A 12,064-nucleotide genomic window follows, 5' to 3' on the forward strand; every position below is an offset into this window, starting at 1 on the left:
GAACGGTGTGAATCTCCGAGTCCGCGGCAGGGTCTTTGTGACAGGCTCACCTTCGAGATGCTCCATGAAGACGCTGTCCCGGCATTTGGCTGACAACTTCTCCTCGCAGTACAACACCCGTGTCGAACCGCAGCCCGATGGCTATCTGGTGGTGCGCGTCGGCTACCCGCTGAACGGGACCGAGGCCACGCGGGTCATGGCCGATCGGCAGGTGCAGAACACCCTGCTGGTGGAAACCATCCTCGAAGACATCCGCAACGAACTCGCCCGCCCTCACTGATCAACCGTAGCGCGCGCCTGCCGCCCCGGCAGTGGCAGCGTGACGCGCACCCGCAGGCCGCCCAGCGGGCCCTGCGCCAGTTCCCAGTCGCCGTGCCAGGCGGCCACGATGTCGCCGACGATGCTCAGCCCCAGCCCGTGCCCCTGGGCGTGCTCGTCCAGCCGAGCGCCGCGGGCCAGGGCCTGTTCGCGGCGCTCGGCGGGAATGCCCGGGCCGTCGTCGTCGACCAGCAGCAGGTAGCCGTCGGCATGGCGCTCGATACGCAGGCGCACCTGGCCGGCGGCCCATTTGCAGGCGTTGTCCAGCAGGTTGCCGAGCAGTTCGAGCATGTCCTCGCGGTCCCACGGCAGGCGGCAGCCCGGCGGTGCCTGCCAGCGCAGGTCCAGGCCCGGGCGGTGGATGGTGGCGAGGGTGTCGAACAAGGCCGGCAGCTCGGCATCGCAGTCGAAATGCCCGCCGGGCAGCACCTCCCCGGCCAGTCGCGCGCGGCCAAGTTCGCGGCTGACACGCTGCTGGATCTGCCCCAGTTGCTCTTCCAGCGCGGCGCGCAGTTGCGGGTGGGCGGCCAGCTCCTCGCGCTCGAGCAGGCTGGTGAGCACTGCCAGCGGCGTCTTCAGCGCGTGGCCGAGGTTGCCCAGGGCGTTGCGCGAGCGCTTGAGGGTTTCGTCGGTATGCAGCAGCAGGTGGTTGATCTGCTCGACCAGCGGCTGCAGCTCCAGCGGCACGTCGCCTTCGAGCTGCTGGCGCTGGCCCTGCTGCAACTGGGCGATCTGCCGGCGGGCGCGCTCCAGCGGGTGCAGCGCCAGGCTCACCGCGTAGCGCTGCAGCAGCAGGAATACCAGCAGGGCCATGCCGACCAGGCCCAGGCCGCTCAGGCGCACCCGGGCGAAGCTGTCGAGCACCGGCGTGTAGTCCTGCGCCACGCTGATGACGATGGCCTGGCCCTCGCGCTGGTAGTGCGCGGTATAGGCGAGCAGGCGCTGGTCCCGTGGGCCGGCGAGCAGTTCGGGTGCCAGGCCGGGCGCCTCGGGCCAGGCGGGGCTGGCATCCCACAGCGAACGCGAGCGCCAGGTCTGCCCGGGCAGCTGGATCAGGAAGTAGTGGCCGGAGAAGGCCCGGTGGTAGCGCGGGTTGAGCCGCTGGATGTCGAGTTTCATGCCCTCGCTGCCGCGTACCACGGCCAGCAGCAGGCCTTCGGTTTCCTCGCGCAGGTCGGTCTCCAAGCTGCGCTTGAGGCCTGCCTCGAACAGCCAGAGGCTGGTCTGCAGCAGCACCAGGCCGACGATCACCAGGATCGCCACCAGGCCGAGGCTGAGGCTGCGCTGGATGGACCTCACGAGGCGGCGCCGAAGCAGTAGCCCTGGCCGCGGCGGGTCTGGATCAGCTCGCGGCCGAGCTTGCCGCGTAGGCGGTTGATGTGCACCTCGATGACGTTCGAGTCGCGCTCGGTCTCGCCGTCGTAGAGGTGCTCGGCCAGCTGCGACTTGGACAGCACCTGGCCGGGGTGCAGCATGAAGTAGCGCAGCAGGCGGAACTCGCCGGCGGTCAGCTCGATGTCCTCGCCGTTGCGCCGGCAGCTCTGCCGCGCCTCGTCCAGCGCCAGGCCACCGGCCTCTAGCAGCGGCTGGTTGGCCAGCCCGTGGGCGCGGCGCAGCAACGCCTGCACGCGCAGCAGCAGCTCCTCGGGGTGGAAGGGCTTGGTCAGGTAGTCGTCGGCGCCGGCCTTGAGCCCGTCGATGCGCTCGGCCCAGGAGCCGCGCGCGGTGAGGATCAGCACCGGTGTGGCCAGGCCGCGGGCGCGCCAGGCGCGCAGCACCTCGAGCCCGGGTTTGCCGGGCAGGCCGAGGTCGAGAATGATCAGGTCGTAGGGCTCGCTGCTGCCCTGGTAGTCGGCGTCGCGGCCGTCGGCCAGCCAGTCGGTGGCGTAGCCCTGGCGGTTGAGGCTGGCGACCAGCTCGTCGGCCAGCGGGACATTGTCTTCGACGACCAGCAGGCGCATCAGTCCACCTCGTCCTTGAGCACCTCTCCGGTGCGGGCGTCGAGCTCAAGCTCGCGGGCGACGCCGCCGCGGGTCAGGAGCTCGATCTCGTATACGTAGCGACCATGCTCCTCCTCCAGCTCGGCTTCGAGCAGACGCGCTCCGGGGTGCCGCGCCAGCGCGCTGTCGAGCAGCCCGTCGAGCGGCAGGATAAGCCCTTCGCGGCGCAGCCGCAGGGCCTCGTCCTGGTCCAGGTCGCGGCTCGCCGCCGGGGTGGCGGCGAGCAGCAGGACCAGCGGCATCGTGCAGAGGAGGAGGGTGGCGCGCATCAGTCGTCCTGCTGGTCCTTGAGTACTTCGCCGGTCTTGGCGTCGAGTTCCAGGTCCCATTGCACACCTTTGTCGTCGCGCAGTTCAACCTGGTAGATGTAGCGGCCGTAGTTCTCTTCCAGCTCGGTCTCCTCGACCTTGGCGCCCGGGTGCTTGGCCAGCGCCGCCTCGTTGAGCTTCTCGAAGGACTGGATGGTGCCGGCGTCACGCAGCTGCAGCGCCTCGTCCGGGCCGAGGTCGCGGGCCATGGCCAGGTTGGCGGTGAGGGCCAGGGCAGCGGCAGTCATCAGCGTAGCGAAGGTTTTCATGGGGTGGATCTCCGTGGTTGGTTGGGACGCTTCGAAGGCTACCGGGCATCGCTTAAATCAAGCTGAATGGGCCTGCGGGCTCGACAATGCCGGCGTAGCTGCCAGCATTACCGGTGGCTGCGCAGTCCCCCGGCAGCCTGGCTCCGACGGAGACCCGCCATGACCTCCATGCCCCTGGCCGCCTTGCTCGCGGTCCTGCTCGTCGCCCCGGCCGCCGATGCCGAGGACCTGCTCAAGACGCCTGGCGAAGGGGCGCCGCCGGCGCTGCCCGAGGAGTCGCTGGAGCCGCTGCAGTCGGCGCCTGTGATCCAGGCCGAAGGGCGGATCGAGCGCATCGACCGCGATCGCGGCACCCTGAGCATCGCCCATGACGCGGTACCGGCGCTCGGCTGGGCGGCCGGCAGCCGGCGCTTCCACGTCATCGCCGAGCAGCTCGACGGCCTGCGGGCCGGCGACGAGGTGCGGTTCACCTTCCAGGGCCAGGGCGACGCGGCGGCGATCGTCGGTATCGAACCGCGACGCTGAACCCGCGCGGACGACGGCTACGCTGCGGCTGGCGCCCGCCTGCAGGTATCATCGCCGCCCCGATTGCCCGTTGCGCCGCCATGACCCCGCCTGATCCGCGTCCCAGCACCTTGCACCTGCCGCCCGGCGACTGGGCCACGGTGCTCGACTGCCTGTGCCAGCGCTTTCCCGCCATCGACCGCCGGACCTGGCTCGAGCGCATGGCGCGCGGCCGCGTGCTGGATGCCGAGGGCCAGCCGATCGACGCCAGCCGGCCGTACCGGGCGGGGCTCAAGGTGCGTTATTTCCGCGAGGTGCCCGACGAGACGCCGGTGCCGTTCGAGGAGCGCGTCCTGCACGCCGACGCGCACCTGGTGGTCGCCGACAAGCCGCATTTCCTGGCGGTGATGCCGGCCGGCGAGTACGTCGAGCAGACGCTGCTGGCGCGCCTGTGCCGGCGCCTCGGCAATCCGGACCTGGTGCCGATCCACCGCATCGACCGGCTCACCGCCGGGTTGGTGCTGTTCTCCGCCAACCGCGAGAGCCGCGGCGCCTACCAGGCGCTGTTCCGCGAACGTGCGGTGCACAAGCGCTACGAGGCGATCTGCCCGGCGCTGCCACAGCTGACCTTCCCGCGGGTGCAGCGGTTGTGCATGGAGCCTGGCGAGCCGTTCTTCCTGATGCGCGAGGGTGACGGCGAGCCCAACAGCGAGACCCGCATCGAGGTACTCGAGCGCCGCGGCGCATTGTGGCGCTACGCGCTGGAGCCGGTGACCGGGCGCAAGCATCAGTTGCGCCTGACCATGGCCAGCCTCGGCGCCGGCATCTGCAACGATCCCTTCTATCCGCAGCTGCTCGAGCGCGCGCGGCGCGAGCGCGACGACTACGCCCGGCCGCTGAAGCTGCTGGCACGCAGCCTGCGCTTTCGCGACCCGCTGAGCGGCGCGCTGCGCGAGTTCGAGAGCAGCTTGCACCTGGCGTGGTAGCGGCGCGGGTGCGAGGGCGGTGGAAAATCGCTGTGCGAGTTGTCCACCCTACGGACGGTTCGGTGCGTAGGGTGGACAAGGGCGCAGCCCTGTCCACGGTTGCGAGGGTGCCGGGTGGAAAATCGCTGTGCGAGTTTTCCAGCCTACGGGCGGTTCGATGCGTAGGGTGGACAACGGCGCAGCCCTGTCCACGGTTGCGAGGGTGCCGGTGGAAAATCGCTGTGCGAGTTTCCAGCCTCCGGACGGTTCGGTGCGTAGGGTGGACAACGGCGCAGCCTTGTCCACGGTTGCGAGGGTGCCTGGGGCTTACGGCTGCGGGCCGTCCTCGTCCGGTTCGTCGAGCATCTCCAGCTTGAGCCCGCCCCAGCCCTCGCCGGCCGGTGCCGTCGCGCCCGGCTTGCCGGCTTCGCCGCCGTCGCGGTAGAGCTTGAGCTTGAGGCGCACGTTGTTCGCCGAATCGGCGTTCTTGGTCGCTTCCTCCTCGTCCAGCACGCCTTCGTTGACCAGCTCGATCAGCGCCTGGTCGAAGGTCTGCATGCCGAGGTTCTTCGACTTCTCCATGATCTCCTTCAGCTCGCTGAATTCGTTGCGCTTGATCAGGTCGCGCACCGTCGGCGTGCCGAGCATCACCTCCACCGCGGCGCGGCGCTTGCCGTCGAGGGTCTTGACCAGGCGCTGGGAGATGAACGCCTTGAGGTTGTTGCCCAGGTCGTTGAGCAACTGCGGCCGGCGTTCCTCGGGGAAGAAGTTGATGATGCGGTCCAGCGCCTGGTTGGCGTTGTTGGCGTGCAGGGTGGAGATCGCCAGGTGCCCGGTATCGGCGAAGGCCAGGGCATGCTCCATGGTCTCGCGGTCGCGGATCTCGCCGATGAGGATCACATCCGGCGCCTGGCGCAGGGTGTTCTTCAGCGCCGCGTGGAAGCTGCGGGTGTCCACGCCGACCTCGCGCTGGTTGATGATCGACTTCTTGTGCCGGTGCACGTATTCGACCGGGTCCTCGATGGTGATGATGTGCCCGCCGCTGTTGCGGTTGCGGTGGTCGATCAGCGCCGCCAGCGAGGTCGACTTGCCCGAGCCGGTGCCGCCGACGAACAGCACCAGGCCGCGTTTCTCCATGATGACGTCGAGCAGTACCCGGGGCAGCTTGAGGTCCTCGAAGACGGGAATCTCCAGCTTGATGTTGCGCGCGACGATGGACACCTCGTTGCGCTGCTTGAAGATGTTGATGCGAAAGCGCCCGACGTTCGGCAGCGAAATCGCGAGGTTCATCTCCAGCTCGCGCTCGAACTCGGCACGCTGCTCGGCATCCATCAGGCCTTCGGCGACCTGGGCCACGTCGCCCGGTTGCAGCGCCTCGGCGGACAGCGCGCGGAGCACGCCGTTGAACTTGGCACAGGGTGGCGCGCCGGTGGAAAGGAACAGGTCGGAACCGTCCTTGGCGGCCAGCGTTTTCAGCAAGGGTTTGATATCCATCGACTTCATCCTGGCGAGTGGGGGACGCGAGCGATGGCACTGCATCACCGGCGCCGCGGACGGCGCCCACTTTATGGGCCAGCCTGCGACGGCACAACGCCGCGGACGTGAACTGGTTCCGCTCGTGGCGAGCCGGTTGCCGCCGGAGGACGATTGCGCCAGCGCCGCACCTTCAGGCCGGCGGCCAGTCGATATCCGTAAGCCAGCGAAAGGGGCAGGCCATGCCCGAAGGTCCTTCCATCGTCATCCTGCGCGACGAACTGGCGTCGTTCGTCGGCCGTTGCATCGAGCGCGCCGAGGGCAGCGCCCGCATCGATCAGGCGCGCCTGATCGGCCGGGCCGTGCGCGGCGTGCACAGCTGGGGCAAGCACCTGCTGATCGAGCTGGAGGATGTCTCCGTGCGCATCCACCTGCTGCTGTTCGGCAGCTACCGGATCAACGAGCGCAAGGAAGCCATCCCGCGCCTGAGCCTGGGCTTCGCCGGGGGCGGCGAGCTGAATTTCTACGCCTGTTCGGTGCAGTTGATCGATGGCCCGCTGGATGCGGTCTACGACTGGAGCCGCGACCTGATGAGCGATGCCTGGCGCCCACGCGCCACGCTCAAACGCCTGCGCGAGCGCCCGCGGCTGCTGGCCTGCGATGCGCTGCTCGACCAGAGCCTGTTCGCCGGCTCCGGCAACATCATCAAGAACGAGGTGCTCTACCGCGTCCGCGTGCACCCGCTGTCGCTGATCGGCGAACTGCCACCGGCCAAGCTGCGCGAGCTGGTGCACGAGGCGCGCCGCTACAGCTTCCAGTTCCTCGACTGGAAGAAGGCCGGCGTACTCAAGGCCAACTGGCTGGCGCATGGCAAGAGCACCTGCGTGCGCTGCCGCATCCCGCTGGTGAAAATGAAAGAACTGGGACGCAGCCGGCGCCGGGCGTTCTTCTGCGAGCGCTGCCAGAAGCGCTATGGCGACTCCACGCGGGACGCAGCCGAAGAGCCGAGCGCGCTGGATGAGGCGTAGGCTGGACAACGGTGCAGCCTTGTCCACGCGGTTGGTTCGGCGCCGCCGAGGTGCCTGGCCTGGGTGGAAAAGTGCTGCGCACGTTTTCCACCCTACGAGGTTGCGTCTCCGGGGCTTGTAGGGTGGACAACGGCGCAGCCTTGTCCACGCGGTGGGTTCGGCGCCGCCGGGGTGCCTGGTCTGGGTGGAAAAGTGCTTTGCACGTTTTCCACCCTACGTTTTCAGCGCAGCAGCGGCCTGAGCGCCTCGGCCAGCTGCGGGGCCATCGCCACGGCGTTGCTCTCGTGGGCGATGCAATCGGTGCTCCAGACGTGCCCGACACCCGCGGCGCGGATCACCTGCAGCGCATCGTCGGCGAACAGTGCGTGGGTCACCGCGACGTCCACCGAGGCGGCGCCGGCGGCGAGCAGCTTCTGCGCGGCTTCGGCGAGGGTGCGGCCGGAGCTGGCGACGTCATCGAGCAGCACCACCCGGCGTCCGGCAAACGGCAGCTCGGGCAGGGCGATCTCCACCTGATGGTCGCCGTGGCGCACCTTGTGGCACACGCCATGCTCGAAGCCATGCTCGGCCGCGGCCGCCTCGATCCATTGTTGCGCCTCGGCATCCGGGCCGATCAGCAGCGCGTCGGGGTGCCGCTCGGCGATCAGCCGCGCCAGCGCCGGCGCCGCGCAGAGGGTCACGGCATCGGCCAGCGGCACGGCTTCCTGCAGGGTGGCGACGCGGTGCAGGTGCGGGTCGACGGTGATCAGGCCGTCGAAATGGTCGGCGAGGAGGCGTCCGATCACCCGCTGGCTGACCACTTCCCCCGGGTTGAAGGCGATGTCCTGGCGCATGTAGGCCAGATAGGGCGTGACCAGCAGCAGCCGCCTGGCGCCCAGGCGGCGCGCTTCGCCGGCCACCAGCAGCAGTTCGACGAGCTTCTCGTTGGGATGGTCGAGGCCGCGGTAGAGCACCAGTTGCCCGGCGATCGCCTGGCCCTCGGCCAGCGGCAGGCGCAGGCGCAGTTCGTCGTCAGGGAAGCGGTGGCGCTCGACCGCGGCAGCGGGCAGGCCGCAGGCCTCGGCCAGGCGCAGCGCGGCGGCGCGTTCGTCATCGAAATACAGCAGCAGGCTTTGCATCAGAACTCCACGAATACGGTCGGCACCTGGTCGGCGCGGCCGAGGCTGACGCCATTGGCCCGTTCGGTGGCCTGGCGGGCGAAGGCGAGGTCGGCGGGAAAATCCGCGTAAACGCGATACAGACAGTCGCCCGCATGCACCGGTTCGCCGAGCTTGCGCAGCAGGTCGACCCCGGCGCCCTGCACCTTGGGCGCGCCGGCCAGGTTGGCGATGCGCGCCAGCTGCAGGTTGTCGATGCCGGTGACCACGCCGTCGCGCTCGGCGAGCACGTCGAAGCTGAGCCTGGCGAGCGCCGGCTGGTTGTGGTCGAACGGACGTGCGCCCTGGGCGACGATGATCGATTGCATCTTCTTCAGTGCGCGGCCCGACTCGAGGATGTCGCGGGCGATGGCGTAGCCGTCGCCGCCGCGCACGTCCGGGTCGAACTCGAGCATGCGCCCGGCCAGGCGCAGGGCCTTCTGCCGCAGGTCGTTCGGCGCGCGTGGGTCGTTCTGCAGCACGCGCATCACATCGCGCGCCTCAAGCACCGGGCCGATGCCGTTGCCGATCGGCTGGCGGCCGTCGGTGATCACCACGTCCAGGGCCAGGCCCAGGCGCGCGGCGACGAATTCGAACAGCTTGCGCAGGCGCTGCGCCTCGGCCATCGAGCGCACCTTGGCGGTCGGGCCGATGGGGATGTCGAGCAACAGGTGGCTGGAGCCGGCGGCGACCTTCTTCGACAGGATCGAGGCGACCATCTGCCCGGGCGAGTCGATCGACAGCGGGCGCTCGACGGCGATCAGCACGTCGTCGGCCGGCGACAGGTCGCTGCTGCCGCCCCAGGCCAGGCAGCCACGTTCCTCGCGGACCATCTCGCAGAGGCGCTCGAACGGCAGTTCGACGTTGGCCAGCACTTCCATGGTGTCGGCGGTGCCGGCCGGCGAGGTGATCGCCCGCGAGCTGGTCTTCGGGCAGAGCATGCCGTGCGCCGCGACGATCGGTACCACCAGCATCGAGGTGCGGTTGCCGGGGATGCCGCCGATGCAGTGCTTGTCCACCACCGGGTGCTCGCGCCAGTCCAGCTGGCGGCCGACGCGGATCATCGCGTCGGTGAGGAAGTACACCTCCTCGCGGTCCAGCTCGCCCTGGTTGCAGGCGACGACGAAGGCGGTCAGTTCGATCTTCGAATAGCGGTGCTCGGCGACGTCGCGCACGATCGCCAGGAAGTCCTCGCGGCTCAGGCGCTCGCCGGCGATCTTGCGGTGCAGCGCCGGGATCGACAGCGCCGGCTCGGCCTGGGCGATCGAGGCGGGCACGCCGGCCTCGGCGCCGAGCTGGGCGAAGGCGTCCTCGGACAGGCCCAGCTCGTTGCAGCCGACGATGCTCGGGTCGTCCACCAGGTTGAGGCTGGCCAGGATGCGCTTGCCGTTGACCCGCACCTCGACCTTGGCCAGCGCCTGGAAACCCTCGGCACGGCAGGCCGCGCAATCGCGGTGCAGGTAGGCGACGTTCTCGCGGTAGGTGTCGATGGCGACCCGCCGCAGCGCCAGGTGCACGGGTTGCAAGCTGGCGCTCGGGGTCTGGTTGGAAAGGCTGGTCATGGCAAAGGTCCCTTGCGGTTTCGGCGCGGCCGCGTGGTGGCGCAGACGGAGCGCAACGCGCCGGCCGGCCTGGATCGTCGTCCAGCGGCATGGCGCCGGGTGGCCTGCCGTTGCGCCGAACGCCGGCCCGGCAGCGAAGGCTTCGCTGCTATGTAACGCCAGCGCAACGGCTTGCCAAGCGGCACGGCGTGTTTTTCGCGGCCGTGCTTGTTCCATGTCATGAACCGGCATCGTCGCGGCCCCGGTGACGGCTTGGATCGGGCTATCGCGGCGGCTCTATGGTGCGCATGGCGCACCCTGCGGGAGTGGGTGACGGCGCGCCGCGCACGCCGACGGGGCAGGGCTGGTTCGGCGTAGCGCTGTGTTCAGCTGCCGAGGCCGAGCTCGGCCATCTTGCGGTACAGCGTCGAGCGGCCGAGGCCGAGCGCGCGGGCCGCCGCGACCACGTTGCCGTCGTGCTGCACCAGGGCGCTGGCGATCAGCTCGCGCTCGAAGGCCATGCGCGCCTGCTGGAAATCGCCGACCGGCGCCGCGCTCGCCACGCCCGGGGCGATGTCCAGCGGTTGCAGCGTGCCGATGGCTCGGCGGATGTCCGCCTCGCCCAGCTCGGCGGCATCGGCGTGCAGCGCGGCGCGCTCGAGCACGTTGCGCAGTTCGCGGATGTTGCCCGGCCAGGCGTGGCGGGCGAGCAGGGCGAGGCCGGCCGGGTGCAGCCCGTGGTCGCCGGGCAGCTCGTCGAGGATCGCCTCGCACAGCGCCGGCAGGTCGGCCAGGCGCTCGCGCAGCGGCGGCACGCGGATCGGCAGCACGTTGATGCGGTAGTAGAGGTCGGCGCGGAAGCTGCCGCGGGCGACCGCCTGTTCCAGATCGATGGAGGTCGCGGCGATCAGGCGCACGTCGCTCTGCAGCATCTCGTCGGAGCCGACCGGCTCGAACTCCTTCTCCTGCAGCACGCGCAGCAGCTTGCTCTGCAGTGCCAGCGGCATGTCGCCGATCTCGTCGAGGAACAGCGTGCCGCCCTGGGCGATCTGCAGCTTGCCCGGGCGGCCCTTGCGCGTGGCGCCGGTGAAGGCGCCCGGCGCGGTGCCGAAGAATTCGGCCTCCAGCAGGCTCTCGGGAATCGCCGCCGCGTTGATGCTGACGAACGGCTTGTTCGCCCGCGGCGAGGCGGCATGGATGGCGTGCGCGAGCAGCTCCTTGCCGGTGCCGGTCTCGCCGAGCAGCAGCACCGGCGATTCCACCGTGGCGCTGCGCCGGGCGTGGCGCTTGACCTCCAGGCTCTGGGCGCTGGTGCCGATGAAGTGGGCGAAGCTGTACTTGGCCTGGCGCGCGCGCAGCAGCGAGCGGGTCGAGGCCAGCTCCTCCTGCATGCGCTGGTAGCGGGTCAGCAGCGGCGACAGCGCGCGCAACTCGTCGAACAGGGCGAAGCCGATGGCGCCGATGATCTGCCCGTCGTCGTCGTGTACCGGCAGGCGCATGACCACCACGGGGCTGTCCGGCGTGTCGAGCATGTCCAGCAGCATCGGCTTGCCGGTGCTGACCACCTCGCGCAGCAGGCTGCCGGGGATCACCGTCTCGCAGGGCTTGCCGATCGCCTGCTCGGGGCTGTCGAGGCCGAAGCGGCGCGCATAGCGTTCGTTGATCCAGACGATGTTGGCGTCACGGTCGACGATGATGGTGCCTTCGCTGGAATGCTCGAAGATCTCGAACAGCGAGCGGATCGCCAGCTGGCGGATGTGCGGGTAGTCCTTGAGGTTGTGGTCCATGCGGCTCCGTGCGCCCGGCAGAAGGGCGGTTGAAGGAAATGCACCGGCCGGCGAAGGCCCGGGGCGGCAGGCGGTCGCCCATGATGTCACGCGCGCCGTGCCCGGCAATACCCGGCAGCGCCGGCAGGAGGAAGTGAGCGGCGAGGGCTGCAAGCACGGCGCCAGGAGGCGCTGGTGGCGGTTATTCTTTGCGCATCATGCGGTCCTCGATGGTCGTTCTTGACCATGGCGGGGGTGCCCGCTTCGCTTAAGAAGTGCGACGCGAGGATCGCCGCTCCCCCGGATTCGTCAAAGGTTCATGGCATGCGCGCACTGGTTTCGCTGATCGTCTCGACCGCTCTGCTCTGGCGCCTGCCGCCTGCGCTGGCGCAGGAGGACGGCTTGGCGCTGTGCATCGAGGGGGCATCGCTATGGGTGGAACTGGCCGCCAGCGACCTTGCACGCGCCCGCGGGCTGATGGAGCGCCGCGAGCTGGCGGCCGACGGGGGGATGCTGCTGCGCTTCGAGCGCCCCGGGCGGCATTGCCTGTGGATGCGCAACACGCCGCTGCCGCTGTCGGCGGCGTTCGTCGATGACGCCGGGCAGATCCTCGAGCTGATCGATCTCGAGCCGCTGAGCAGCGAGATCCGTTGCTCGAAAGAACCGGCGCGCTATGCGCTGGAGGTCAACCAGGGCTGGTTCGCCGAGCACGCCATCGACCCCGGCGCATGGGTGGAAGGGTTGCCGAGGGAGTAG

The 12,064-nt window shown here is 69.7% G+C and carries 13 protein-coding genes; 5 read left to right on the plus strand and 8 right to left on the minus strand.

From position 1 onward, the window contains the following. Nucleotides 1–64 precede the first annotated feature (64 nt). Nucleotides 65–280: a DUF3509 domain-containing protein gene (locus tag L3N39_RS17985; RefSeq protein ID WP_237258789.1), complete on the plus strand. Its 216-nt coding sequence runs from the start codon at nucleotides 65–67 to the stop codon at nucleotides 278–280. Here L3N39_RS17985 and L3N39_RS17990 read toward each other — a convergent pair. Genes L3N39_RS17990 through L3N39_RS18005 form a run of 4 tightly spaced genes read right to left on the minus strand, consistent with a single transcriptional unit; the run spans nucleotide 274 to nucleotide 2,895 of the window. Then, complete coding sequence (locus L3N39_RS17990; RefSeq protein ID WP_237258790.1) at nucleotides 274–1,617, minus strand: ATP-binding protein; 1,344 nt, start codon at nucleotides 1,615–1,617, stop codon at nucleotides 274–276. The two genes, L3N39_RS17985 and L3N39_RS17990, sit on opposite strands and share 7 nt — an antisense overlap. Next, a complete protein-coding gene (locus L3N39_RS17995; RefSeq protein ID WP_237258791.1) occupies nucleotides 1,614–2,279 on the minus strand; it encodes a response regulator transcription factor in 666 nt (221 codons plus the stop codon). The genes L3N39_RS17990 and L3N39_RS17995 overlap by 4 nt, the downstream gene beginning before the upstream one ends. Continuing rightward, the gene (locus tag L3N39_RS18000) at nucleotides 2,279–2,587 is read right to left on the minus strand and encodes a PepSY domain-containing protein (RefSeq protein WP_237258792.1); all 309 of its coding nucleotides are present in this window, start codon (nucleotides 2,585–2,587) and stop codon (nucleotides 2,279–2,281) included. Before L3N39_RS18000 ends, L3N39_RS17995 begins: the two co-directional genes overlap by 1 nt. After that, complete coding sequence (locus tag L3N39_RS18005; protein ID WP_237258793.1) at nucleotides 2,587–2,895, minus strand: PepSY domain-containing protein; 309 nt, start codon at nucleotides 2,893–2,895, stop codon at nucleotides 2,587–2,589. Before L3N39_RS18005 ends, L3N39_RS18000 begins: the two co-directional genes overlap by 1 nt. A 159-nt stretch (nucleotides 2,896–3,054) precedes the next feature. Between L3N39_RS18005 and L3N39_RS18010 the strand changes: the two genes are divergently transcribed. Together L3N39_RS18010 and L3N39_RS18015 are read left to right on the plus strand one after the other, a co-directional pair. Beyond that, complete coding sequence (locus L3N39_RS18010) at nucleotides 3,055–3,420, plus strand: copper-binding protein (protein WP_237258794.1); 366 nt, start codon at nucleotides 3,055–3,057, stop codon at nucleotides 3,418–3,420. An 80-nt stretch (nucleotides 3,421–3,500) separates the two neighbouring features. Then, nucleotides 3,501–4,385 (plus strand): pseudouridine synthase, encoded by an 885-nt coding sequence (locus tag L3N39_RS18015; RefSeq protein WP_237258795.1) that lies wholly within the window; start codon nucleotides 3,501–3,503, stop codon nucleotides 4,383–4,385. A 306-nt stretch (nucleotides 4,386–4,691) separates the two neighbouring features. Here the strand turns inward: L3N39_RS18015 and L3N39_RS18020 are convergent, their stop codons facing one another. After that, complete coding sequence (locus L3N39_RS18020; RefSeq protein WP_237258796.1) at nucleotides 4,692–5,858, minus strand: PilT/PilU family type 4a pilus ATPase; 1,167 nt, start codon at nucleotides 5,856–5,858, stop codon at nucleotides 4,692–4,694. Between the two features lie 221 nt (nucleotides 5,859–6,079). Between L3N39_RS18020 and L3N39_RS18025 the strand changes: the two genes are divergently transcribed. Then, nucleotides 6,080–6,865: a DNA-formamidopyrimidine glycosylase family protein gene (locus tag L3N39_RS18025; RefSeq protein WP_237258797.1), complete on the plus strand. Its 786-nt coding sequence runs from the start codon at nucleotides 6,080–6,082 to the stop codon at nucleotides 6,863–6,865. 221 nt (nucleotides 6,866–7,086) lie between these two features. On the opposite strand, the gene L3N39_RS18030 is transcribed toward L3N39_RS18025, so the two are convergent. From L3N39_RS18030 to L3N39_RS18040, 3 genes are all read right to left on the minus strand, one after another. Then, entirely contained in the window at nucleotides 7,087–7,983 is an 897-nt protein-coding gene (locus L3N39_RS18030) for a ribose-phosphate diphosphokinase (RefSeq protein WP_237258798.1), read from the minus strand. Further along, a complete protein-coding gene (locus L3N39_RS18035) occupies nucleotides 7,983–9,563 on the minus strand; it encodes a thymidine phosphorylase family protein (RefSeq protein ID WP_237258799.1) in 1,581 nt (526 codons plus the stop codon). The genes L3N39_RS18030 and L3N39_RS18035 overlap by 1 nt, the downstream gene beginning before the upstream one ends. Before the next feature lie 365 nt (nucleotides 9,564–9,928). Then, the gene (locus tag L3N39_RS18040; protein ID WP_237258800.1) at nucleotides 9,929–11,329 is read right to left on the minus strand and encodes a sigma-54 interaction domain-containing protein; all 1,401 of its coding nucleotides are present in this window, start codon (nucleotides 11,327–11,329) and stop codon (nucleotides 9,929–9,931) included. Nucleotides 11,330–11,632: 303 nt separating this feature from the next. Here L3N39_RS18040 and L3N39_RS18045 point away from each other — a divergent pair, with 303 nt between their 5' ends. Then, the gene (locus L3N39_RS18045) at nucleotides 11,633–12,064 is read left to right on the plus strand and encodes a DUF192 domain-containing protein (RefSeq protein ID WP_237258801.1); all 432 of its coding nucleotides are present in this window, start codon (nucleotides 11,633–11,635) and stop codon (nucleotides 12,062–12,064) included.

The sequence above is a fragment of the Pseudomonas oligotrophica genome, assembly GCF_021726475.1.
Taxonomy (GTDB): Bacteria; Pseudomonadota; Gammaproteobacteria; order Pseudomonadales; family Pseudomonadaceae; genus Stutzerimonas; species Stutzerimonas oligotrophica.

Excerpts from the sequence above, each read along its gene's own strand:
- L3N39_RS17995 (WP_237258791.1), bottom strand. The coding sequence starts at position 2,279 with ATGCGCCTGCTGGTCGTCGAAGACAATGTCCCGCTGGCCGACGAGCTG.
- L3N39_RS18015 (WP_237258795.1), top strand. The coding sequence starts at position 3,501 with ATGACCCCGCCTGATCCGCGTCCCAGCACCTTGCACCTGCCGCCCGGC.
- L3N39_RS18040 (WP_237258800.1), bottom strand. The coding sequence starts at position 11,329 with ATGGACCACAACCTCAAGGACTACCCGCACATCCGCCAGCTGGCGATC.
- L3N39_RS18005 (WP_237258793.1), bottom strand. The coding sequence starts at position 2,895 with ATGAAAACCTTCGCTACGCTGATGACTGCCGCTGCCCTGGCCCTCACC.
- L3N39_RS18000 (WP_237258792.1), bottom strand. The coding sequence starts at position 2,587 with ATGCGCGCCACCCTCCTCCTCTGCACGATGCCGCTGGTCCTGCTGCTC.
- L3N39_RS18045 (WP_237258801.1), top strand. The coding sequence starts at position 11,633 with ATGCGCGCACTGGTTTCGCTGATCGTCTCGACCGCTCTGCTCTGGCGC.
- L3N39_RS17985 (WP_237258789.1), top strand. The coding sequence starts at position 65 with ATGAAGACGCTGTCCCGGCATTTGGCTGACAACTTCTCCTCGCAGTAC.
- L3N39_RS18025 (WP_237258797.1), top strand. The coding sequence starts at position 6,080 with ATGCCCGAAGGTCCTTCCATCGTCATCCTGCGCGACGAACTGGCGTCG.
- L3N39_RS18030 (WP_237258798.1), bottom strand. The coding sequence starts at position 7,983 with ATGCAAAGCCTGCTGCTGTATTTCGATGACGAACGCGCCGCCGCGCTG.
- L3N39_RS18020 (WP_237258796.1), bottom strand. The coding sequence starts at position 5,858 with ATGGATATCAAACCCTTGCTGAAAACGCTGGCCGCCAAGGACGGTTCC.
- L3N39_RS18010 (WP_237258794.1), top strand. The coding sequence starts at position 3,055 with ATGACCTCCATGCCCCTGGCCGCCTTGCTCGCGGTCCTGCTCGTCGCC.
- L3N39_RS18035 (WP_237258799.1), bottom strand. The coding sequence starts at position 9,563 with ATGACCAGCCTTTCCAACCAGACCCCGAGCGCCAGCTTGCAACCCGTG.